The sequence below is a fragment of the Pseudomonas sp. 13B_2.1_Bac1 genome (assembly GCF_025466155.1).
Taxonomy (GTDB): Bacteria; Pseudomonadota; Gammaproteobacteria; order Pseudomonadales; family Pseudomonadaceae; genus Aquipseudomonas; species Aquipseudomonas aylmerensis.
This window is the reverse complement of sequence record NZ_JANLOH010000053.1, coordinates 19344-42995: the sequence shown is the minus strand read 5'-3', so window position 1 is coordinate 42995 and position 23652 is coordinate 19344. Positions and strand designations below refer to the sequence as shown.

Genomic DNA, 23652 nt, shown 5'->3' with positions numbered 1-23652 from the left:
GTCAACTTTTCTGTCCCGATAAGACGCCTATTCCTCTGGTCGCCAGAGCAGTTGGCTTAATTTGAGTTTCCACTGACACGAAGGTGTATGAATCATGAAAAGTGAACAGGTAGAAGGTGTTGCAGAAAAGCTGACTGGCAAGGCACAAAGCGCCGTGGGAAAACTGTTCGGTGATTCGAAGCTGGAAGCCGAAGGCGCCGGACGCCAAGCGGCGGGTCAGCTGACCCAGACATACGGCGACGCACTGGACAGCGTATCGACGTTCGTTAAAGAGAAGCCTGTTGCCGCACTGGCAATCGGCGCAGTAGCACTGCTGGTGCTTGACCGTCTCCTGCGGCGCTAAGCCAGGAGTAGGCCGTCAATAGCTTTCCAGAAACCTTCCCTCTGACTCTCCAGGGCTTCCCAGCAGGAGAGGGGGAGGGAGGCGATTCAGGCAGGCATCCACGCTGCTGATCTCGCTGGCTCGCCGCGTCGTAGAGGCCTCTAACAGCTGCGCTGGGTCGAATCCGGAGTTGTCAGCTGTGATTGATCATCCAGAACATAATGGCCTGTTCGCCAGGAGCTTTCGAACCTCGGCGATGATCAAGTCGATATCGAATGGCTTGGCCAATACTGCATCAAACAAATCTGATCTCTGCATGCCGATATGTGCCTGAGCACCGCTCATCAAGATAATCGGCAAATGGCCAGCGGACGGGAGGGCTCGGACAGCTGTGGCGAATTCCAGGCCGTCCATGACCGGCATCATAAAGTCGGTAATGATCAAGGCAGGCTGCTCTCTATTGAGCACCTCGAGTCCTTTTTGACCATTGCTGGCGGTCACCACCATGAACCCCTCATCCTCCAGCGCGAAGCAGAGAATATCAGCGATCAAATACTCGTCGTCGACGACCAGGATGGTGATCATGTTAATACAACCTGCTCAAAAGCTTAAAAAGTTGAACCGGGGCATGAATCAGTGGGGACTGAGGGTTCATGTCTTAAAGCCTTTTTCAGGAAAACATCATGATCACGGATGACGACCTCAAATCGAGAGGGATCGTAAGAGCTGTCTCTTACTTTAAGAATGGATAGCGTCCGGCTTAGTTCAGAGTGATTCTCAGAGAACCGCATCAGCATCAGATTGTCGACGATGCTTGACAGGTCAGAGTTCGGTGCACTGACCTCTGAGCCAAAAAGATCGCGCATTTCCCAGGACGCAAATACCGTAACGCCCCTGGATCGCAACTCGTTCATCAGCGCACTGAAGAAGTCAGTGATACGCGCGGGATTTGTCGAGACTCTTGTCATACCGCTGAGGCTATCGATGAACAAGCGCTTGATGCCCTTATCTTCAACGATACTCAGCAATCGCGCACCCAGGCCATCCAGCAGGCCTTCGGTAGTAGGCTGCCAGGCAATGCTCAGGGCGCCACTGTCTTCCATACCTTTGATATCGATACCCAGTGATTGGCCTTTAAGCCGCAACCGCTGTGGGCTCTCGTAGAAACCAAAATGCAGTCCCGGAGCCTCCACCGTCGATTCGGCCAGGAATTTGAGGCCCAGCGTGGTTTTGCCAATTCCTGATGGGCCAATGACCAGAGACACACTGGAACTGTAAAGGCCACCGCCCAATATACCGTCCAGTGAGTCAATGCCACTGGCAATGCGCGTCATGTCGGCGCTGTCTGGGGCGGACGGGTGGCTGTAAAGACTTTCGAGTCGAGGGTAAACCACCAATCCGTTGTCGGTGATCTCACATTCATGAAGGCCTGTCATTGCCCCACTGCCGCGAGTTTTACGCAGTTGAATACGGCGCACCGAGCGAGTGCCATATAGCTCTTCACCCATCTCAATCACGCCGTCTACCATCGTGTGCTCAGGGCTGCCGTCATCAAGTCGCGAACTGGTAAGAAACAGGACGGTGCAACCGGCGAAAGCCGCATGCCCTTGCAGCTCTGAAATGAATTTCTTGGTGTCGATGTGCGAATCGGCTTTTGAGCGCGCATTCAGCAAGCCGTCGACTACCATCACGGTGGCTTTTTGGCGACTTATCTCGCGCCGAAGCAGCTTTACTACTTCATCCAGGCCTTCGTTTTCCAGGGTGTCAAACGCACTGACAAATTGAATTTCGGCGCCAACTTTGGACGAGTCGAAAAAACTTAGCGTAGAAAGAAACTGAAACAGACGGTCATGTGACTCGGCCAGTAGCGTGGCGACCAGAACCCGGCCTCCATTGCTCGCATGATGGAACCCAAGTTGGTTGGCGAGGATCGTTTTTCCAGATCCCGGGCGCCCTTGGATTATGTATGAAGCGCCTGCGACCAGCCCTCCCTTGAGCAGAGCATCGAGCCCTTCGATTCCACTTTGGAGGCGTTTTAGCTTTTCCACGTTGCGACCCTGATCTGAAAAAACAAGCTGTTTAAGCCGAGTAAGGCGGAATGCTAACGCCATTTTCGCTCTGGGGCCATTTTCGGTTAAAGCATGGCTGACTAAGAGCGTTAAATGCCCCATTCCAGCTGCTTTGAACTCGGACTTCGCCCCTCCAAAGTTACGGCGAAATCAGCCTTGCTAGCAGATGACCCTTTAATCTCGCAGTGATTCAATTGCAGTAAAAGACAGCGAGCGTTTGCGACAAGTGGAATGAAGTCAGGCAAAGCGTAGGAGGGGCGTTGAGCTGGCCTGATCTTCATCGCATCGCAAGCGTCATGTTGATGAACTCTTCATTCTTGCTGATTGTGTCCAAAGCACCACGTACGTTGCCAACGACCTCTGCTGATCCGCGCTGTTCGACCCACAGCGTCAGCTCCATGATCGCGGCTTCGAGGGCCAACTGATTCTGATTGATTTTGAAGAGTAGGGAAGGGAGCAGGTCTGTGTCCGACATCGTGACTCCTCCGTGGAAGGGCTCAGCCTAGCAGGTGAATACTATTCCCATTCAAGTTGCCTGGCATCGGAGGTGACCGCTTCCATGATCGATACCAGCTCCTCCAACAGTTCTGCATAGTAGCGGCTCAGATAGCTGGCACTGACGTCACTTACCTTTTTCTTTACCTCCAACCATCATTTCGGGTCGCCACACCGCCAAAACCATTCGATCGTAATTACGCGTAAAACAGTTAGCGGAGATCATCATTTCAACTGTTTCGATCTGTCGAAGTTGCTTCATCTGTCGATAGGAGCGAAACCCTCCAGCGAATGTTTAGCTGTTTCCCATTACCGGGTTGGTCTTCAATCGCCAGAATATCCCTGTCGAAAACAGTGTTAGAGCGCCCATGAAAGCGAATGTAGCGCGAAACGCCATGCCTATCACTTCAGGCTGCCCCGCAAACCAGTGGCTGAAAAACACTAGCAGTCCCCCTGCACATGACACGCCCATGCCCATGGATAACATTTGCACCATGGTCAGCGCGCTGTTGCCACTGCTGGTCTGATGGGTGCCAAGATCCTTGAGCGTCAGCGTGCTCATGGCGGTGAGTTGCAGGGAATTCAGCGCGCCGAAAATGCACAGCGCCAACACTTGCAACGCGACACCCCGTGGCTCGTGCCCGCTCGCGAAGCTGCTGATGGTCAAGCCAATGAGCAAAGTATTGGCGACCAGAAAGCACCGGTATCCCATGCGCGTCACCAGCCGGTTGGTCAACGACTTCACGGCGATGCCGGTCAATGCGACGGGGAGCATCAGTAACCCGGCGTTGAGCGGTGAGTAGCCTTGCGCGACTTGCAGGAATAGTGGCAGCAAAAACGGCGTCGACGAACAGCCTAGGCGTGCGACGAAATTGCCGACCAAGCCAATGCGCAAACTGTCGACCGTTAATAAATTCAGCGGGTACAACGGCGCTCGATGGCGACGAGCATGTTGCCAATAGCCCGCAAGAGCAGCCAGACCGGCTATAGCCAGCGTCGATGCCACACGCCAGTCAAAACCGAAACTGGCAATGCCATCAAGTGCGAGGGTGAGGCAGAACATGCCCGCGCCCAGCAAGCCGTAGCCGACGAAATCGAAACGGCCGAGCCCGGTCAACGGTTGCCCCGGCATGTATTTCCAGGCGCCGAGCACGCCAAGTAGTCCCACCGGTACGTTGATCAGAAAAATCCACTGCCAGCTGGTGAACTGTACCATCCAGCCGCCCAGTGCCGGGCCGATCAAAGGGCCGATGAGACTGGGAATAGTGACAAAGCTGATCGCCGGCAACAGGCGGCTGCCGGTAAACATACGGATCACCGCCAGCCGTCCGACCGGCAACATCAACGCACTGCCCACGCCCTGCAGGATGCGAGCAATCAGCAATTGATCAAGCGATTGCGCCATCCCGCAGCACAGCGAACCCACGGTGAACAAGGCAATCGCCGTGATGTAAGTGCGGCGTGTGCCGAAACGATCCGCCAGCCAACCCGAGGCCGGAATCAGCAGGGCCATGGTCATCACGTAGGCGACGATGACCGATTGCATGCTCAGCGGACTTTCACCGAGGTTGCGTGCCATCGCCGGCAGCGCGGTAGTGACGATCGTGGCATCGAGGGTGAGCATGAAAAGGCCGCCCGCCACCAGCCACAACAACGACCGGCTGGTTTGCGGTGTTACTTCTGTGGTCAACATCCACGAGGTTCCTGTGAGGCAACACGGCTCAAATATCAGCGATCCAGAGGTTCAGGCGCTCGGCAATTTCCGCGCTGTTATGCTCCAGCATCAGCATGTGACCGTTGCCGGTGATGCCAAACTCTTCGAGCTGCCAGTGAGTCACCGGCACGCCGGCCTGTTGCAGATACGCGGCAGTCGCGTGGTCGTAAAGCGCATGGAAAGACGCTTCGCCAGTGACGATCAGAAACGGGATGGCTTGCAGATTGATCAATTGCCGCGCCGGTTCCTGCTGCAACCAGCCGGGCAGCCGATCGGCTCGAGTGGCTGGGCTGCGAACCACCGCCAATTGCTGGTCTGCGAGCAATGGCGGCGCGTAGGTCAACTCAATGTCGGCAATGCCCCAGCGACGGCGCTGTGTGTCGTCCAGCGTCTGGCTTTCGCCTTTCTGCGCCTGCTGCATCGACATGTTCACCACCGGCGGGCCTTGTGGCTCGATGGACACCACGGCTTTCACCAAGGACGGGCGGACATCCGCCAGCAGCCAGCCATAAGGCCCCGACTGCGAGTGGGTGATCAGAATCGCTTCACCGATTTTATCCAGCAACGCCGCCCCGGCGTTCTGGAACAATTGCTGACTTTTTGCGCTATCGGCAATGTAAGGCACATGCGTGGCGTAAAAAGCATCGAACACTGGATCGCCTTTGCGACCGGTGCCGGGCCACTGCGTGTGCTTCTTCGCTTGCGGCCATTCACCTTGAGTGGTGGCGGTGAAGTAGCGCTCGACAACCACCACCGGGGCAACACTCAACTCACCGTCCAGTTGCGCGTGCCAAGGCGAGCGGCCGCGCGCTGGCTGATCAACCAGATAAACCTCATAGCCGAGATCGACGAAGATCCGCGCCCAGCCCGGGCGACCGTCCGGGGTTTTCAGCCAGTTGGTCGCGGTTTGCGCGGTGCCATGCACGAACATCAGCGGATAGCGGCGCGTCACCGTGGCGGGCCTGAGTACCTCGACATACATCTGCCCGCTCATGACTTCTTTGCCGGGCGGGCCTATGTATTCACCGCCGATGTAGAAAAAGTCGTGGGCAATGGTTTCAGTCTTGTTGTTATTCATCATTCACATCCAAACAACGGGTGAAAAAACACACGGGTTTCAGTCGTTGATCTGTTCGAGTGTCTGGTCACGGGTGAGCGGCCCTAACAATGCCACCGACAGGGCACAGATGACCATGCACCCAGCCACCGCAATCAGCGCGGACTGCACGCCGAAGTGGCCCATGGCGAAGGCAATCATGAAACCGCTGAGACTGCCACCGAGGCGGCCGGTGGAATAGACAAAACCTACCGCCATCGCGCGAATCCGCGTCGGATACAGTTCCGACTGATAAGCGTGATAGCCGACCGAAAGAATCGTTGTGCCCATGGTCAACAGACCGCCGCAGGCAATGATCAGCAGCGGCACACGGAACTCGGCAAACGACAGGCCCGCGACGGCGATCAGCATGGCACCAAAAACGATCTGCCATTTGCGCTCGATGCGATCCGCAAAGAACAGCGCCAGAATCGGCCCGAGCGGTGCGCTGCATCCCATCACCACCGTATACGCCAGGCTTTTGCTAACCGTCACACCCTGTTCGATGAGAAATGTTGGTGCCCAATTCAGGAAGCCATAAATGCCCATGGCCTGGAACACGTGAAAGAGCACCAGCATGATCGTGCGCGTGCGGTAACGCGGGCTCCATAGTTCGCGGAAACTGCTTTTGTGTACCACCTGCACCTTGGTCGTCGGGATCGCCGCAGGCAGCGGCCGGCCGGTTTCCTGCTCAACCGTACGCTCCATGCGGCTGACTTCGGCATCGGCTTCTTGCAAACGACCTTTGTCTGCCAGCCAGCGCGCGCTTTCTGGCAGCTTGCGACGCAGCACCCACACCAGCAACGAACCGACTGCGCCAATGGCGATCACCCAACGCCAGCCATCAATGCCCAGCGGTTCATGCGGCACAAACAGGTAGGCGGTGATGCCGCAGGCTGGAACGGCCAGATAGGACATGATCCGGTTGATGGCAAATGCGCGTCCGCGCAAGGTCGGCGGCACCAGTTCACTCAGGTAAGCGTCGATGGCAATCACCTCGACTCCGAGGCCAATCGCGGTCATCAGGCGCCAGAAGTTCAAGCCCAGCGGGCCGGTCTGGCAAGCCATGATCAGCGAACACAAGGCATAGCCGATCAGGGCGTAAGTGAACACCGCACGACGGCCAAACTTGTCGGCGATCATGCCGAACCCCAGCGTGCCGATGAACAGCCCGATAAAGGTTGCGGCAATGTAAGCCGCCGCGCCGTTGAGGGCAAAGAAGCTGTCGGTGGTGCTCAACAGCACGCCACTACGTACCATCCCGGGGATGACGAACGAGGTGGAAAACATCTCGAAGGTTTCAAAGAAACCACCGAGCGCCAACAGCGTGACGAAACGCCAGAGGCTTTTGCTGGCCGGCAACCGGTCAAGGCGCGCAGCGATCATTTCACCACTCAGCGCACTGGGCGTGGCGGTCGCGACAGAACCTAAAGCAGCACTCATTTTTTTATCCTTATTATCGTGTGAGTCTGGCTAAACCGACTTACTCCGGAACGGCGATGGACAACAGCGGCACGTACTGTTGGCCGCCGTAGCAGTCGCTGTCGGCGAGTTCGCCTTGATACACCGGGCGCGGGAACGACGCTTTGATCGCGCGCGCAGCATCGTGATAGACCAGCACGATGTCTTCTTCTTTCTGCTGATAAAGCTCCGCCAGCAGGGCGCGAGTGATTGGCTGCGTACGCCGTACCCGGGCGTAGTTGTCTTCGTTGGTGAACATCAGGTCGAAGGTCAATACAAACGGGCCGGCGTTCTTCGAACGCACCAGGCTGCAGAGTTGCGAAACAGTGGTCATGGGTCAAACCTCCAAGAGCTTGGTGCGGAACATTTCCAGCGGATTGTCGGGGAGCAGCACGTGGTTGACGCTGAAGCGATAGACCTGGCCGCGCTCCATTTCCGGTGGCGAGAACGGGTAAGCGATGGTGCTGATCAAGCCTTCGTAGCCCGGCACCGGCAGGTGTGCGCTGACGTGGGCGACGAAACTGGCGATCTTGCTGGCGTATTCCTGGGTCGGCGCAGTCACGGTGATCAGTACGCCGATTTCGTTGGGCGAGGGCGCCTTCTCGACTTCCAGCGGGCCCATCACCACGCCCATGCCATACAGGCGGAAATTGATGTCGTAGTCGCCCGGCTGCAAGCGGCCGCCGAACAGATCGGCGATGCGCGCGTTGAAGTATTGCTGGGCTTTGGGCAGCAGTTTATCCAGCGCCATAAACACGTTGGGATCGCGAATCCCGCCGACCACCACGGTCTGAAAACCGTTGGGCTGCGCGCCTTCCAGTTTGATCGTATAGACATCCGCCGGGTGAAATGCCGAACCACTGACTTTCACCGTGCGATCGCTGAGCGCCGTATAGACGGCGGCTTCGGTGTCGACGACGCCGGACGGCTCAGTCAGCAGGTATGGGTTGGCGTTCTCATAAAGGGTGTGCGCCGCGACCGATAGTGGAGTGACTTTAGCGTCAAGATCCAGCGGCTCGATTTCGAAATGATCGTCGCGGATATAGGCGATCAAGCCATCGGCTGCCGGGTTGACGCAGCACGCCGCGCCGCACTCGATGGTCTTGGCGGCGTGCCAGGTCAGCCCACGGTCGGCGCCCATGCGCTCCGGCACCACGGCGTACAACGCCGAATCACTGGCGCGACCGGCGAGAATGACTTGCGCGCCTTGATCGAGTGCTGCGCTCAACGGTTCGGTGCCCATCATGCCGACGATGTGGCTGCTATCGATAACGGCGGCGTCCAGTATTGGCGCAGGGTTGAGCGGTTTGATCCGGCCTTGTTCAAGGCGCTGGTGCAAATAGGCAGCGGGCTGGTCGGCGTAGATCAGGCCGAGTTTGAAATGCAGGCCTTCTTCGTCAGCAATTTCCAGGGCGATGTCAGCCATCCAGTCGACGCCGCTGTCGCGTCCGCTGGTGCCGCAGGAACCGATGATCAAAGGGATTTGCAGTTTGTCTCGGCCCAGTAACAGCAGACGCAAATCACGTTTGCAGGCGTCGCGTGAGAGTTTGGCGCGGCCACTGCCCAGGGCTGAAGGGCCGGAATCCGTGGAGCCGGCATCGCAGGCGATGACATGAGGGGCGAGGGCGAGGCCCCGTTCCAGAGAAGTTGCCTTGAAGCCGGCGCCGATTACGCCGGTAGGTGCCAGAACGCGTATTTCCACAATGCTCCCCTTTACGCCTACATATATAGATCAATATATGTACTTTATTTTTGTTGGGGCGAAGATATAGTGCAGTCTGCACGCTGTAAATCTGTACAAAATTCATCAACGCGAGAGCCTGAAATGGAAACTCCTGAAGACGGTTTATACCTGTCCGCCGACGAGGCTGCGGCGATTCTTGGCATCAGCCTGGCGACGCTGTACGCCTACGTCAGTCGCAAAAACATTCGTTCATTGAAGGTTGATGGTTCACGCAGTCGCCGATATTGGGCAGCGGATATTCAGCGTTTGGCCAAGCCGAAAAACGATGTGATCACCACGGTGACCGAGCCTCCGCGCGTCGCTGCTTCAAGTGCGATCACGCTGTTGACCGACAAAGGTTTGTACTACCGGGGCCAAGATGTCGCGCAATTGGCGGAGACTGCCAGCGTTGAAGAAGTGGCCGAACTGATGTGGCAATCGCCGGGAGCGTTCGGTGACACGTTGCCCAAGCGCCCGAAAGCTGCAACCCCGTTGCTGAAGGCGTACGCGGAGATGCACCCGGTCGAAAAAGCCATTGCCTTGTTCCCATTGATCGAGCGGGAAAACCCCAAGGCTTACGACCTGTCGCCCGAAGGCTATGCCCGCACCGGTGTCGACGTTGTGCGTTGGCTGGCGGCGCTGATGGTCGGCGCCGAAGGGCCCAGTACGCAACCGTTGCCGACGTTTATCGTGAACGCGTTGGGGGTCGACAGCGCGTTCGAAGACCTGGTACGCCAGGTGGTCATTCTGTCGATGGATCACGAACTCGACCCGTCGACCTACACCGTGCGCGCAGCCGCCAATACCGGCGTTACACCGTACTACGCGGCGATCATCGGGCTGGCCGCTTCGCGTGGGCGGCGACTTGCCTACAGTCGCGGTGAAACCGTTGGTCGTCTGCTGGAAGAAATCTGTACAGCGCACAATGCTCAGGATCCGGTGTTGCAGCGCTACCGGGAAGGGGAGGCGATCCCCGGTTTTGGCTCGAACATGCACGGTGTCGCAGACCCCAGAGCGCAAAGCCTGTGGCTGACGCTGCAAGATTTGTTCGCCGGCGATATTGAGTTTCAACGCTTGCTGAAAGCCGCGCAGATCGCCCAGGAATTGCTTCAGCAACCACCGGATTTCATCCTGCTACTCAGCTTCGTCGGGCGCAAACTAAAGCTCGAAGGGCGCGAGTTGGCGTTGCCGGGAATCGGCCGGGTAATCGGCTGGCTGGCCCATGCCAGCGAACAATATCACCACCAAACGCTGATCCGCCCCCGCGCTAAATACACCGGCATCCTGCCGGACTGATCCTCCCCAGCCCGCCACGTGCGGGCTTTGCACTCCTATTGAGTCACGGTGGCCATCGCCGCTTCGCACAGCCCTGAGCATTGACAAAATTCGTACAGATTTACACTGATTACTTGATTGATTAGGCTCGCCGTCGTCAAGTTGAAATCAATGTATTTTGTATTCGTCAATGTTTAAGCCTGACTGACGATCACGAAATGCCGCGCCACAACTCAAAACAAAAATAATAGGAGCTGCTGCATGTCACCACGCACGCGTCTGTCATTTACTGACTCCCCTTGGCTCGGCACCACGTTGCTGGCCTTGACCCCGTTAGCCTGCGCCATATCGTTCAGCGTCCACGCCGACGATTTCGAATTCGGTGACATCACCGGTCGCTACAACGGCAACATCACCGCCGGCGCGATCTGGAGTACACAAAGCCCGACGACCTCAGCGATCAACCAGGGCAGCGCCAACAGCATCGGTTATGGCCATGCCGGTCAGTTCAGCAACGGCGGCGGGCGCACGTCGGACGACAGTCGCCTGAACTTCCACAAACCCGGCGAAGTGGTTTCTTCGCCGGTGACCTTGCTGGCGGAAACCGAGCTCAAATGGCAGAACTACGGATTATTCCTGCGCGGCAAGGCTTGGTACGACTACACCCTTAATCACAAGGAAGTCGACTACGGCAGCTCCGCCAACGGTTACCAGCCCAATCACACGCTCAACGACGATCACTACGATAAGCTTGCCAAGTTCCAGGGTGTCGAGTTGCTGGATGCCTATGTGTACGGCAACTACGACATTGACGGCCGTCCGCTCAATGTTCGCCTCGGTAATCAAGTGGTGAACTGGGGTGAAGGCCTGTTCTTCCAGAACGGTATCAATGCCGTCAACCCGATCGACGTCGCGGCCCTGCGCCGTCCGGGTTCGCAACTGAAGGAAGGCTTGCTTCCGGTGCCGATGCTGTACGGCAACTTCGGTTTGACCGACAGCCTGAGCGTGGAATCCTTCTATCAGTTGGAGTGGCGCAAAACCGTGCTCGAAGGCTGCGGCACGTTCTTTTCGACAAACGACTACATTCCTGACGGTTGCTACGGCGTGCCACGCGCCGGCGCCAATGATCGCGAATCCTTCGCCAACGGCCAGATCATCCAGCGCGGGCCAGATAAAGAGCCGCGGGACATGGGCCAGTTTGGTGCGGCCCTGCGCTATTTCTCAGACACGCTTGATACTGAGTTCGGCGCGTACGCGATGAACATTCACTCGCGCACGCCGTATTCCAACTCGGTGATCGGCACGCGTTCGATTGCCACCGGGCCTTATCCCGGTTGGGTTAGCCCGACCAGCAGCCCCGAGCTGGCGGCGGGCAACGGTGCTTACAGCGTGAGCTATCCGGAAGATGTGCGTATTTTCGGCCTGAGCTTTTCGACCACGTTGTTGAGTACGTCGGTATTCGGCGAAGTGAGCTATCGCCCCAACCAACCGGTGCAGTTGGCTAGTGCTGACCTTATTGCCGGGTTCGCCGCGCTGCCGCCAGATCAGGGTCGGGCGCTGGGCATCACCCTCGCGGATCAGGCGTATCAAAACTACGCGCCGGGCACGGTGGTCAACGGTTATGAACGGCTCAAAGTGACCCAGATGTCGATTGGTGCGGTCAAGTCGTTCCAGAACGTGTTGGGTGCCAACGCGTTGAACCTGGTCGGCGAGTTCGGCATGAAGTACATGAACAACCTGCCGAGCCTGGACGACGCGCGTTTCAATCGTACCGACCAGTACGGTTCCGACCTATCCAACGGGAGTGCGTTGGGTTGCGCACTGGGAACACGATCCAACCCTACATACGCCAAGCTCGGCTGCTCGAAAGACGGCTACACCACGAAATTTTCTTCGGGGTATCGCCTGCGTGCACAGCTGACCTACAACTCGCTGCTAGCCGGCGTCAACGTCTCGCCTTACGTGGCCTTTGGTCAGGATTTGCAGGGTTATTCGTACGACAGCAACTTCATTGAAGGGCGCATCGCCGGATCGGCGGGCGTCAAGGCTGATTACCTGCAGAAATACTCTGCTGACCTGTCGTGGTCGGGCAGTGGAAGCTCGCCGTGGGCGTCAACCGACAAAGACTTCGTCGCGCTCAGCGTAAGCATGGGTTTCTAACCAGCATTCGGACAACGAGGCATCCAATGAAAACAACAAAAATGATTTGCCTGACGGTCATGGGCAGCATGCTCTCCGTCATCAGCGCCATGGCGCTGGCTCAAGCAAGTGCCGTCGATGTGGCACGTCTGGGCCAGGATCTGACACCGTTCGGTGCACAGATGTCCGGTAATGCCAGCGGCACGATTCCGGCCTGGACGGGTGGTCTGACCCAGGCGCCGCAGGGTTACGTCGCCGGCAAGAGTTATGGTGATCCGTACGCCAATGACAAGCCGCTGTACACCATCACTGCCGCGAACATGGGCCAATACGCCGACCAGTTGACCGCCGGCTACAAAGCCATGTTGCAGAAGTTCCCCGGCTACAAGATGCTCGTTTACCCGACCCATCGATCAGTCGCGTTGCCGGCCAGTGAGTACGCGCAAATCAAGCAGGAGGCCGGCAAGGTCGTCCTCAATGACAGCGGCTCGGGCATGGCCAACTACGAGAAAACCAGCGTGCCGTTCCCGATTCCGACCAAGCCGCAGGAGTTGCTCTACAACCACTTGGCGCGCTATCGCCAGGGAGGCTACCAATATTTTCCGACGGAAATGGTAGTCAAACCGGGCGGCAACTTCACCGTGATCCATCGCGACGCAACACTCGCCATGGCCTCAGCGCTGGGCAATCCTGAACCGAATCGGCTGTATTACTACCTGCTTAAAGTGACCGGGCCGGACAGCGTTGCTGGTCAACAAACGCTGCTGCACGAGCCGATGGATCAGGTCAAGGAACCGCGTCTGGCCTGGCAGTACAACCCAGGGCAACGCCGCGTTATGCGCGCGCCCGAGTTGGGTTACGACAGTTTTGATGGTTTGTCCGACGGGCTGCGCACCTATGACATGTACGACATGTACAGCGGCGCTTTCGACCGCTACGACTGGAAACTGGTCGGCAAGAAAGAAATGCTCGTCGCCTACAACACTTACAAGCTGGCCGACCGTTCGTTGCAGTACAGTGACATCGTCAAGCCAGAGCATCTCAACCAGGATCTGATTCGCTATGAAACCCACCGTGTGTGGGTGGTGGAAGGGACGTTGAAGCCAGGTGCGCGCCACATCTATGGCAAACGCACGCTGTACATCGACGAAGACAGCTGGGCGATTCTGGCCACTGACTTGTTCGATGGTCGCGGTGAATTGTGGCGCATGCAGGAAGCGCATTCGTTGCAGCGTTTCGATGTTCTGTCGAGCATCGCCATCAGCGACGTGGCGTATGACCTGCAATCGCGCAGCTACGTGGTCAACGGCCTGGCCAACCAGGAACGTGCCGAGCGTTTCGGCGTACACACGACGTTGCAGGACTTCAGCCCGGCGGCCCTGCGCCGCGCCGGTAACTGATTGCTGACGAGTGAATAAGCGTGGTCGTGCAAACGGCCACGTCGAGTGTTGCGCCCTTTATTCCAGAGACAACTTCGCGATGAAAAGTTTGATTTCGTTGCCGGCGCTGGGCCTGGCGTTTTTGTTGAGCGCCAGTCTGGCCGTTGCGGCCCCGGATCGTCTGCAACGCCCGTCGCCGATGTCGGATGCAACCAGTCGCTCGGCGCTGACGTCGATTCAGACATTACCTGACCTCCAGGTGATGGTCGGTGACAGCGGCCATATTCTGTTGCTCGGCGCGGATGGCCGGGTCGAACAAGCCCAAGTGCCCGTGGATTTGTTACTGACGGCCGTGCATTTCGTTGACGGCCAAAACGGCTGGGCGGTGGGGCATGACGGGGTGATTCTGCACAGCGCTGACAGCGGCAAGACCTGGCAAAAGCAGCTCGACGGCAACGAGATCAACGCGCTGCTCAATGAGTCTGCGGAAGGTGAAGTGAAGCGACTGCTCGAGGAAAAAGCCGCCCATCCGGATGACAGCGCGCTAGGCCTCGCTCTGGAAAACGCGCAGTTCGCGGTCGACGACGCTAAGGCGGCGACTGCCGGCGGCGCGTCGCGGCCCTTGCTCGACGTGTGGTTTCGCGACGCCAATCAAGGTTGGGCGGTGGGTTCTTACGGGGTGTTGTTGTCGACGATCGATGCTGGCCGTCGTTGGCAATATCAGTCCGGCGTGGACAACCCGGATCGCTTGCACCTGAATGCGCTTCTCGGCCTGGCCGATGGCACCTTGTTGATCGCGGGTGAGGGCGGGCGCGTGTATCGCTCAGCGGACAACGGTGCGCATTGGCAAACACCAATTACGCTCGGGCCTGCATCGATCTACAAACTGTTGGCGTTGAAAAACGGCAACGTACTGGCCATGGGGTTTGGCGGCGCGCTGTTTACCAGTCACGATACCGGCGCCACTTGGCAAGCGCTGGTCAACCCAGTCAAAGCTGCGTTGTATGGCGGGCAGCAACTTGTGGACGGCAGTGTTTTGCTGGCCGGGCAGGGTGGCGTGGTGTTGTACAGCGACGACGGCGAACACTTCAAAGTCTGGCGTTCGTCTAGCCGCTTGCCGTTGCTTGGCGTGGGGCAGATGTCCGCCTCGCAAGTCGCGCTGATCGGCAGTGGAGGTCTAAAAGTCCAATCCTTGGCAGAGCTCAAGGAGCACCTGCAATGAACGCCAAACTGAATGTCGATGTGCATCACGCAGGCCTCGCTTCGCGCCTGGTTGGGCATCTTGAACATGCGTTGTTCGGCTACCGCAAAACGGTGCTCGTTGTGTTTGCACTGGTGTCGCTGTTGCTCGGATTCGCCGCGCTGTCGTTGCGCCCGGATGCCAGTTTCAACCGGATGATTCCGATGCATCATCCCTTTGTCGCCAACTACCTGAAATTCGAAGACGTGCTGCGCCCGCAAAGTAACGTATTGCGCGTCGTGGTGGAAAATCCGCAGGGCGATATCGTCAATAAGGCGTTCCTTGAAACCCTGCGCGAAATCAATGATGCGATCTTCTACGTGCCTGGCGTCGATCGCGGCAACCTCAAGTCACTGTGGACGCCAAATGCGTTGTGGGCCGAAGTCACCAACGAGGGCATCCGTGCCGGGCGGGTGATTCCAGATGATTACGACGGCGGGCCGCAGGCACTCGCGCAAGTCAGGCAAAACATTGTTAGGGCCAACATGCTCGGTAGCTTTGTCGGCAACGACTTCAAGTCGGTGGTGATCCGCGTACCGCTGCTGGAGAACGACCCGCAAACCGGCAAGCCATTGGACTACGGCGTACTCGCACAGAATCTGGAGCAGCAGGTACGCGAGCGCTTCGACGCCCAGGGCGTGCATATCCGGGTCATCGGTTTCGCGCAGATCATTGGTGATCTGTTGGCAGCGTTCGGCGATATTGCGCTGTTCTTCGCCATCACCGTCGGGCTCATCACTCTGTTGCTGTACGCCTATTGCCGCTGCTGGCGAAGCACCGCTGTCACTGTGTTGACCTGTCTGCTGACGGTGCTTTGCCAGCTTGGCCTGCTCAGCCTGTTTGGACTCGGCCTCGACCCGTATTCGATTCTGGTGCCTTTTCTGGTGTTCGCCATCGGTATCAGCCACGCCGTGCAGAACATCAATCTGATGGTGGTGGAAGTGGATAAGGGCGTGACCTCGTTGCAGGCTTCACGCCGCACTTTCAGAGCGTTGTTCCTGCCGGGTTCGACGGCGTTGTTGGCGGACGTCGTGGGCTTCATTACCTTGATGGTGGTCGACATCGGCGTGATCCAACAATTGGCGATCACCGCGAGCATCGGCGTATTTGTCGCGCTGTTTACCAAGATGTTCCTGCTGCCGGTGTTGATGTCGTACGTCGGTGTCAGCCCGGCCGGGTTGCGCAAACAACAACGGCGGATGAACTACACTTGGCCGCTGTTCACCCGACTGTCGCGCGTGTGCGAACCACGCTTCGCCTGGCCACTGATTCTCGCCTGCCTAGTGTTGCTCGGTTACGGCTACCACGCGCGTCAGACCTTGCAGGTCGGCGACCTCGACAAGGGCGCGCCGGAGTTTCGCGCGCAAGCGCGCTACAATCTCGACAACGCTTATCTGCTCGATCACTACACCACCAGCACTGACGTGTACGTGGTGATTTTCAAAACCCCGCAAGAACAATGCGCACGGTTCGCCGCCGCCGATCTGGCCAACCGCTTTGCTCGCACCATGCGCCAAGTGCCGGGAGTGGAATCGGTGCAATCGCTGTACGACGCGATGCGTTTCAAGATCATGGCGACCAACGAAGGCAACCCGAAATGGGCCGAACTGTCGCGTGATCCCTACGTGATGAACACCGCGCGCTCCGGTGCCGCCAGCGAGTTCATCAACAGCGATTGTAGTGCCGCACCGATCAGCCTGTACCTCGCCGATCACAAGGCAAAAACCCTGACCGGCGTGGTCAACGCCGTCAACGCTTTCGCCGCCGAGAACAACACCGGTGAGCTGAAACTGTTACAAGCCGCTGGCAGCGCAGGCATCGAGGCTGCTACCAACATCGTCATCGAGCGCGCGGAAACGCTGATGCTGATCTTGGTGTTCATCATTATTACTGCGGTCGTGTGGTGGGAATTCCGCTCGCTGAAAGTGGCGTTTGCGTTGATGGCGCCGCTGTATCTGTCGACAGTCCTGTGCGAAGCGGTGATGGCGAAAATGGGGCTGGGGGTAAAGATCGCAACGCTGCCGGTGATCGCGCTGGGCGTGGGGATTGGTGTGGATTACGGGATTTATCTGTATAGCAAGATTGAAAGGTTTCTGCGTCAGGGGCTGGCGCCGCAGGAGGCTTTTCTGGAGTCGCTGAAAACGACTGGTACTTCGATTGTATTCACCGCGCTGACGCTGGCGGCGGGTGTCGCAACGTGGATGTTCTCGGCGCTTAAGTTTCAGGCGGACATGGGCATGCTGCTGATGCTGCTGTTTATCTGGAACATGATAGGGACGTTGGTGCTGACGCCAGCGTTGGCTTCGGTGTTGGTTTTCGGCAAGGCTGGGAAAAGGGGGAATGGATAAGCGGGGGTGATACGTTGGGAAGTAGGTCGTTTATAAAAATTTGAAACGCTAAAATCCTGGGCTATGAGCCGCTGCTGGGCGGTTTAGAAGCATGCATTTTTTGAAACGGTACTCGGTTGCTATCGGCCCAAGGGCGGACATTCGTAAATGCGCGTGGGCGGCATCGACATTTGAAAGAGTCAAACCTTTCGTGCCCAGCTTCCGAACATCATATCGCCGATGTAGAGGCCTGATGAGGCTGAACGCTCCTGATCCAGACGCTCTTGCAGCGTTTTAATTTCGACTTCTTCTGCACTGCCCCCCTAATGTGATGATTCGCGGCAAGCAGGCTTGAGCAACGTTACCAAGACCGTAAGGAGTATCAGATGTTTGTATCAGGCATTCTGCCCGCACGCTTTCAACGGTCAAGCCTGCTTGGGTAAAAATGCCGTGCAGATTAAAGCTGATGTATTGCAGGTTGATAATCCTGGTAAGCCTATCAAGGCGTGGAGGCAATCGTCTCTGATGAAAATGATGTCATAGCTCCAGTGTTGGATGCAGATTTCGAGATGACCGAAGTAGCCAAACATTCACCTGCCGTTTTGGTTGCATGCTCAGAGCTCAGAGCTCAGCGAGCAGTCGCTCAAGCTTTTCTCGCTCCCAGACGCTCAATAGCTCGACAGGATCGGCGCCGTCGCGCTGCCAGAGTTCAAGCGTGCCGAGATAATTTCTGTTTTTGTCCTGAATTCGCAAAGTAGGCCGGCGACTCGGTTTTTGTCCTCATATCTCAAAAAGCCGGCTGGAGGCCCCGGTTTCATTGGGTTTCGATGGCCCCGAATCGTCGCGCAGATTCGGTAGTAGTGTCCGCAATTAAGCGATATTGAAAGAAACGCCTCATACAACCGTTTGAACATGATTCCATAAAAATCAATGGGTTAGAGAATCCATGCCTGCCGATCAGTGTCCGGATATCGTTAAAAAAAGTGAGCTTTGGCACAGGAGAAGTGGGCTGAACGCCTTTATTCACAAGGCCTCCAGAGCGACGATCGCTCATTTTGTCCTCGTTTCGCAACGGTCACAAAGGCGGTTAAACCAGCGGCGACGGCTCTCAGGAAGAAGGCGGCTTTAACATAGCACCTCGTTTAACATAATATACATTATGCGTAATACGACATTGCGTAATCAGGGGCAGTGCCCATCAGATTTCAACGGGCAAAACCCCTCTCTGGATCAAACCTGCGCAAAGCCTCCATCCACGAACATTTCGCTGCCTGTCATGAAGCTGCTTTCATCCGACGCCAGGAACAACGCCGCTGCTGCGACTTCTTCAGGTTTGCCGATGCGGTCCAGTGGGATCTGCGCAACCATCGCGTCGATGATCGCATCTTTCTGTCCTGTGCCGGAAAGCGCCAGGTCCAGGCCCGGTGTCGAGATTGGCCCGGGTGAAAGTACGTTGACGCGGATGCCGGTGCCTTTGAGGTCCAGTGCCCAGCTCCTGGCGAAATTACGCAGTGCGGCTTTGGTGGCGCTGTACACGCTGAACGCCGGCGTGCCCATGGTGGCTGTGGTTGAACCGGTCAGGATCACCGAGCCGCCTGCGCTCATCAGTGGCAAGGCCTTTTGCACGGTGAACAACGTGCCTTTGACGTTGATGCCAAACGTGCGATCAAACGACGCTTCAGTGATGGCGCCTATGGGCTGGAAATCGCCGAGCCCTGCGTTGGCGAACACGATATCGATCCGGCCCTTGGTCGCTTTGACTTGAGCGTAGATGCGATCGAGGTCCGCCAGGTTGGAAATATCGCCCTGGATCGCGATGGCTCCAGGCCCGATCAGCTGTAACGCCTTGTCCAATTCCTCTTGGCGACGCCCCACGATAACAACCTGTGCGCCTTCTTCTGCAAAGCGTATGGCGCTGGCCAGGCCGATGCCGCTGTTGCCGCCGGTAACCACTGCGATTTTGCCGTTGAGCCTGCTCATGATGAACTCCGGGAAAGGTTGAAGCCCAACTGTAGATCCACGCTATTATTTTGAATAGTATGCACCTTTAAGTAAGTACCCCTTGGGAGCAACCCCCCTCATGGCAAACAATTCGTTCAACTGCGGGCTTGAAGCTGCGCTGGCGGTGATTGGCGGTAAATGGAAGCCCTTGGTCCTGTTCAACCTGGCGCAAAATGTTCACCGCTATGGCGAGCTCAAACGTGCGATTGGAGGCGTGACCGATAAGGTCTTGATTCAGCAACTCAAGGAACTGGAGCGTGATGAAATCATTGCGCGCGTCGACTTCCAGGAGATTCCGCCCAAGGTCGAATACTCCCTCACACCGTTCGGCCGTTCCCTGGCCACGGCGCTGGGTGGGCTGTGTGCCTGGGGTACCGAGCATATGCAGACGGTCGAACGCATCAGTGAACGGCGTACCGCCGCCCTCTCCCAGGCCTGAGCCCTGCCCCGATAGCCAACTCAACTAAATGACTATTTAGTTGAATTAAATCATATAGTTACGAAACAATCACAAGCTTCACTGCAATCCCCCGCACCGCGCAAACATCAAAAAATCCAGATGCCAGCCTACAAACATATGGATTTTCCCAAATGTTTGCCTCTCTTAAGCTCTCCTCACTCCTCCCCGTGATGGAGGATGCGTCGTCGGTACGCCCTGAACACAAGGGCGATCCTAAAAATAATGTGTCTGCCGACCCAAGGAATACCTATGTCCTCTCATTTGTCTGACCGGCAAAACGCCGATGAGCGCCTGCTGCACAGCCAGGGTTATGACCAGCAACTGCATCGCGGCCTGTCGCTGTGGTCGTCGTTTTCGGTCGGTTTCGCCACGGTCTCCCCCGTGGTGGGTATCTATTCGGTGATGTCGCTGGGCGCCATGAATGCCGGCCCTTCCTGGGTGTGGATCGTGCCGTTGTGCCTCGCCCTGCAGCTGTTGGTGGCGTTGGTTTACGCCGAGCTTGCCTCGCAGTACCCGTTGGCCGGTGGCTGTTATCAGTGGGTCAAGCGCCTGGCTGGCGAACGCCTGGCCTGGTTTACCGGGTTCATGTACCTCGCCTCCGCCCTGGCTTCCTTGACCACCGTGGCGTATCTGGGCGGGTTTTGGCTGTGGCTGTTCGTTACCGGTGAACCGCCGGCGGCGAATGCCCAGGTGTTCAGCGGCGCAGTGCTGTTACTGCTGGGGCTGGGGGTGAACCTGTTCGGGATCAACCCGCTGAAGTATTTCGTCAACGCAGGAATCGTTGCGGAAGCCATCGCCTCGATTGGTATTGGTGTGCTGTTGCTGCTGTTTTTCCGTAACCATTCGTTTTCGATATTGCTGGAAGGCCTGAACGCGACGTCGACCAGTGACGGGACCTACTTCTCGGGTTTCCTCACCGCCATGGCGGTCGGCGGCTGGGCGTTTCTGGGCTTTGATGCGTGCTCGCAAGTCTCCGAAGAAACCGCCGACGCCCGCACCTCGACGCCCCGCGCGATCCTGCGCTCGATGATTCTGGTGGGTCTGACCGTGATGCTTACCGCATTCGCCGTGACACTGTCCTATACCGACACTGCCGCCATGGTCTCCGGCCAAGTGATCGATCCGGTCACGCCCGCCGTGGTCGATGCGTTCGGCGCCTGGGCTGAGCGTCCCTTCGTGGCGATTGTATTGGTGGCGTTCATTGCCTGCGTCGTCTCGGTCCAGACCTATATCGGTCGCGCCGTGTTTGGTATGGCCCGCGACGAAATCCTGCCGGCGTCTGCACTGCTGCGACGGGTGGATAAACGCAAGGTTCCGTTCGCCGCGATGGTCTTCAGCACGCTGTTCGCCAGCTTCGGCCTGGCCCTGGGGTTGAACGCAACCGCCGTGGGCACCTTGATCGCGTTCGGCAGTGGCGGGTTCTTCTTTGTCTTCCTGATCGTGGTGACCTGCGCCCTGCTCGCCCGCCTCAACGGCCGCTGGAAACCCGAGCCCGGCACCTTCAGTCTCGGACGCTGGGGCTTGCCGGTCAACGTCGCGGCCTTTGCCTGGCTGATATTCGAAAGCATCAACGTGGCCTGGCCGCGGGTGGCGTTGGCACCGCCAGACGCGCCGTGGTTCCAGGTATGGGCGGTGGTCCTGGTGTTCTCGGTATTGGCCGTGCTCGGGTTGATCTACCTGTTCTGGGCCAAGCCGTATCAACGCGGCGTCACCGTGCAATTGCGCGCTCAATAAACTGGACACGGAGTTTCAGATGTCAGCCCTTCACTATTGGAATTACCCCACCGAAATCTTCTGCGGACCCGACGCGCTGGCGGTCCTCGCGCAACGCTGCAATTTGCTCGAAATGCGCAAGCCTATGCTGGTGACCGACCCGGGCATGCTCGCCCTGGAACCGCTGGCCTTACTCAAGGCGCACCTGATCGAGGCGGATATTCCCTTCGCCGTGTTCAGTGACATTCACAGCAACCCCACGCTGGACGACGTCGCACGCGGCGTCAGCGCCTTTCAGGCTGGCGGCCATGATTCGTTGATCGCCCTCGGCGGCGGCAGTGCCATGGATGCAGCCAAAGGCATCAGCCTCGCGGCTGTCGATCGGCATGGTCTCGAACGCTTCGAATGGTCCCAGGTGATCGGGCGCTACCCAAGCCTGGCGGACTTTCCGCGCCTGGAGTTGCCGAAGCTGATTGCCTTGCCGACCACCGCCGGCACCGGTTCGGAACTGGGCCGGGAAGCGGTGCTGACCCTCAGCGAACACAACATCAAACAGGTGATCAGCCACCCGGAGCTGTTGCCCGCCACGGTGATTCTCGACCCGATCCTCACCCGTGGACTGCCACCGGCGCTCACTGCCGCGACAGGCATGGACGCCCTCACCCACCACATTGAAGCGTTCTGCTCACCGCTGTATCACCCGATGTCGGCCGGGGTCGCCGTCGAGGGCGTGCGCCTGATTCAGCAGCACCTGGCCGCCGCCTGCGCGGATGGCCAGGACATGGTGGCGCGCGAAGGCATGCTGGTCGCGTCCGCCATGGCCGCGGTGGCATTCCAGAAAGGCCTCGGTGGTGTGCACGCCCTCGCCCATCCGCTGGGTGCGCGGTACCACCGCCACCATGGGTTGTTGAATGCGATCCTGCTGCCTTATGTAATGGTGGCCAACCGGGCGGTGATCAGTGATGACATCGCCCGCCTGGCGCGCTACCTGGAACTGCCCCAGGCGGACTTCGATGGCTTCCTGCGCTGGATACTGCAGCTACGCAGGCAACTGGGCATTCCCCATTCACTCGGCGAGATCGGCCTGGAGGCAGACGCCGCGCCGTGGGTCGGTGAGCAGGCGGTGGCCGACATTTCGTCCTCCGACACCAATGCCCGTCCCTTGAGCGCCGATGAATACAGCCAGATCTTCCGCAACGCGGTGCATGGCGAATTAGCGCTCGTGCTCGACGCGTAAATCCTCGATAAACGCGCGCACCGCCTCACTGCGTGGGTGGCCGATATGCGTGATCATGCTGTGCTGCACCGCGTAATGCAGGGTGTCGGGGTGCAGCGCCCGCATATGGCCACTGGCGATCCAGGGCGCCGCGTAATGCGCCGGCAGATAACCCAGGTGTGTCCCGGCGAGGACACCGTGGGCCACCGCTTCCATGTGGTATGCAGTGGCCGACGCGCGCGTGGGCACCACCGGCAGGACCTGGTCAGCGGGCAGAAAGCCATGCTTGATCCAGTCACAGGCTTGCAGTTGGTCTACGCTCGGCGAATCGACGCCGAACAGCGGGTGCGCGCGGCCACAAAAAATGCCGATCGCCTCACTGTAGAGCGGCTGGTAGTCCAGGGTCGGCAATGGCCGGCTGAAATACGAGATGGCCATGTCCAGTTGCCCATCGATTACCGCCAATTCCAGCTCCGTCGGCGAGTTCACGAAGATGTGCAGGTGCATGTCGTGCTCGCGCGCATAGAACCGCGCAATCGCCGCGTCGATACGGGCCGTGGGCAAGGTCGCAATGTTGTCCGCCAGGCCCAGGTATAAGTCGCCGACCAGGCGCCCGGCCAAATCTTGGGCCTCATCACGAAACGCATCCACCGCCCCAAACAGCGCTGAGGACGCCTTGAGAATGCGCTGGCCTTTTTCGGTCAGGCGAAAGCCCCCTTTGCCGCGCTCGCAAATGCGATAACCGAGGCGTTTTTCCAGGCCGGAGATATGCGTGCTGATGTTCGATTGGCTCATGTTCAGCTCGGCCTGGGCCGCTGTGAACCCGCCGCACCTGACCACTACGGCAAAAATGCGCAGCAGGCGCAAATCCATGTCCGTGACATTTCTAAGCACAGCAATTCCCTGAGTGCAGGCTTATGAAGGGGCTCATTCAACGCGAGCGCTTCGCCAGCGTCAATCTTGCTTGTGTGCCAGCGGTACGAAACTTAAGCTGACGCTCTTTTGCACGCCCTCCCCCGGAT

General features: G+C 58.1%; 19 protein-coding genes. 9 read left to right on the top strand and 10 right to left on the bottom strand.

The features are described 5' to 3' along the window. The first annotated feature begins 94 nt into the window (after positions 1–94). Positions 95–343 (top strand): CsbD family protein, encoded by a 249-nt coding sequence (locus NTD80_RS12840; protein ID WP_065905276.1) that lies wholly within the window; start codon positions 95–97, stop codon positions 341–343. Positions 344–529: 186 nt separating this feature from the next. Here the strand turns inward: NTD80_RS12840 and NTD80_RS12835 are convergent, their stop codons facing one another. The 8 genes from NTD80_RS12835 to NTD80_RS12800 all read right to left on the bottom strand — a co-directional run bounded on the left by NTD80_RS12835 (position 530) and on the right by NTD80_RS12800 (position 8859). Continuing rightward, positions 530–907 carry a response regulator gene (locus NTD80_RS12835; protein WP_262133896.1) on the bottom strand — a complete coding sequence of 126 codons (378 nt, stop codon included), beginning with the start codon at positions 905–907 and terminating at the stop codon, positions 530–532. Between the two features lie 23 nt (positions 908–930). Further along, positions 931–2370, bottom strand: a complete 1440-nt coding sequence (locus NTD80_RS12830; RefSeq protein WP_262134013.1) for an ATPase domain-containing protein — start codon at positions 2368–2370, stop codon at positions 931–933. Positions 2371–2668: 298 nt separating this feature from the next. Further along, positions 2669–2866: a hypothetical protein gene (locus NTD80_RS12825; protein ID WP_262133894.1), complete on the bottom strand. Its 198-nt coding sequence runs from the start codon at positions 2864–2866 to the stop codon at positions 2669–2671. Between the two features lie 315 nt (positions 2867–3181). Further along, entirely contained in the window at positions 3182–4579 is a 1398-nt protein-coding gene (mdtD, locus tag NTD80_RS12820; RefSeq protein ID WP_262133892.1) for a multidrug transporter subunit MdtD, read from the bottom strand. A gap of 28 nt (positions 4580–4607) precedes the next feature. Continuing rightward, positions 4608–5678 (bottom strand): alpha/beta hydrolase, encoded by a 1071-nt coding sequence (locus NTD80_RS12815; RefSeq protein WP_262133891.1) that lies wholly within the window; start codon positions 5676–5678, stop codon positions 4608–4610. A gap of 39 nt (positions 5679–5717) precedes the next feature. Next, positions 5718–7139 (bottom strand): MFS transporter, encoded by a 1422-nt coding sequence (locus NTD80_RS12810; RefSeq protein WP_262133889.1) that lies wholly within the window; start codon positions 7137–7139, stop codon positions 5718–5720. Positions 7140–7179: 40 nt separating this feature from the next. Further along, positions 7180–7491 (bottom strand): DUF4387 domain-containing protein, encoded by a 312-nt coding sequence (locus NTD80_RS12805; RefSeq protein ID WP_249674067.1) that lies wholly within the window; start codon positions 7489–7491, stop codon positions 7180–7182. A gap of 3 nt (positions 7492–7494) precedes the next feature. Continuing rightward, the gene (locus NTD80_RS12800) at positions 7495–8859 is read right to left on the bottom strand and encodes a DUF1446 domain-containing protein (protein WP_262133885.1); all 1365 of its coding nucleotides are present in this window, start codon (positions 8857–8859) and stop codon (positions 7495–7497) included. A 123-nt stretch (positions 8860–8982) separates the two neighbouring features. Between NTD80_RS12800 and NTD80_RS12795 the strand changes: the two genes are divergently transcribed. The 5 genes from NTD80_RS12795 to NTD80_RS12775 all read left to right on the top strand — a co-directional run bounded on the left by NTD80_RS12795 (position 8983) and on the right by NTD80_RS12775 (position 17261). After that, entirely contained in the window at positions 8983–10176 is a 1194-nt protein-coding gene (locus NTD80_RS12795; protein ID WP_262133884.1) for a citrate synthase, read from the top strand. Between the two features lie 240 nt (positions 10177–10416). After that, positions 10417–12315, top strand: a complete 1899-nt coding sequence (locus NTD80_RS12790; protein ID WP_262133883.1) for a DUF1302 domain-containing protein — start codon at positions 10417–10419, stop codon at positions 12313–12315. A 26-nt stretch (positions 12316–12341) separates the two neighbouring features. Continuing rightward, positions 12342–13694 carry a DUF1329 domain-containing protein gene (locus NTD80_RS12785; RefSeq protein ID WP_262133882.1) on the top strand — a complete coding sequence of 451 codons (1353 nt, stop codon included), beginning with the start codon at positions 12342–12344 and terminating at the stop codon, positions 13692–13694. A gap of 79 nt (positions 13695–13773) precedes the next feature. After that, positions 13774–14895 carry a WD40/YVTN/BNR-like repeat-containing protein gene (locus NTD80_RS12780; RefSeq protein WP_262133881.1) on the top strand — a complete coding sequence of 374 codons (1122 nt, stop codon included), beginning with the start codon at positions 13774–13776 and terminating at the stop codon, positions 14893–14895. Beyond that, the gene (locus NTD80_RS12775) at positions 14892–17261 is read left to right on the top strand and encodes an efflux RND transporter permease subunit (protein ID WP_262133879.1); all 2370 of its coding nucleotides are present in this window, start codon (positions 14892–14894) and stop codon (positions 17259–17261) included. Before NTD80_RS12780 ends, NTD80_RS12775 begins: the two co-directional genes overlap by 4 nt. Positions 17262–18470: 1209 nt before the next feature. Here NTD80_RS12775 and NTD80_RS12770 read toward each other — a convergent pair. Then, positions 18471–19220, bottom strand: coding sequence for an SDR family NAD(P)-dependent oxidoreductase (locus tag NTD80_RS12770; protein WP_065905292.1), 750 nt, complete (start codon positions 19218–19220; stop codon positions 18471–18473). Positions 19221–19320: 100 nt separating this feature from the next. Here NTD80_RS12770 and NTD80_RS12765 point away from each other — a divergent pair, with 100 nt between their 5' ends. The 3 genes from NTD80_RS12765 (at position 19321) to NTD80_RS12755 (ending at position 22651) form a co-directional block, all read left to right on the top strand. Then, positions 19321–19680 carry a winged helix-turn-helix transcriptional regulator gene (locus tag NTD80_RS12765; protein ID WP_065905294.1) on the top strand — a complete coding sequence of 120 codons (360 nt, stop codon included), beginning with the start codon at positions 19321–19323 and terminating at the stop codon, positions 19678–19680. Between the two features lie 270 nt (positions 19681–19950). Next, positions 19951–21435 carry an APC family permease gene (locus tag NTD80_RS12760; protein WP_410017413.1) on the top strand — a complete coding sequence of 495 codons (1485 nt, stop codon included), beginning with the start codon at positions 19951–19953 and terminating at the stop codon, positions 21433–21435. 19 nt (positions 21436–21454) lie between these two features. Beyond that, entirely contained in the window at positions 21455–22651 is a 1197-nt protein-coding gene (locus NTD80_RS12755) for an iron-containing alcohol dehydrogenase (protein ID WP_262133877.1), read from the top strand. Here the strand turns inward: NTD80_RS12755 and NTD80_RS12750 are convergent. Continuing rightward, positions 22628–23524, bottom strand: a complete 897-nt coding sequence (locus NTD80_RS12750) for a LysR family transcriptional regulator (RefSeq protein WP_262133875.1) — start codon at positions 23522–23524, stop codon at positions 22628–22630. The genes NTD80_RS12755 and NTD80_RS12750 overlap by 24 nt on opposite strands. Positions 23525–23652: the final 128 nt, after the last annotated feature.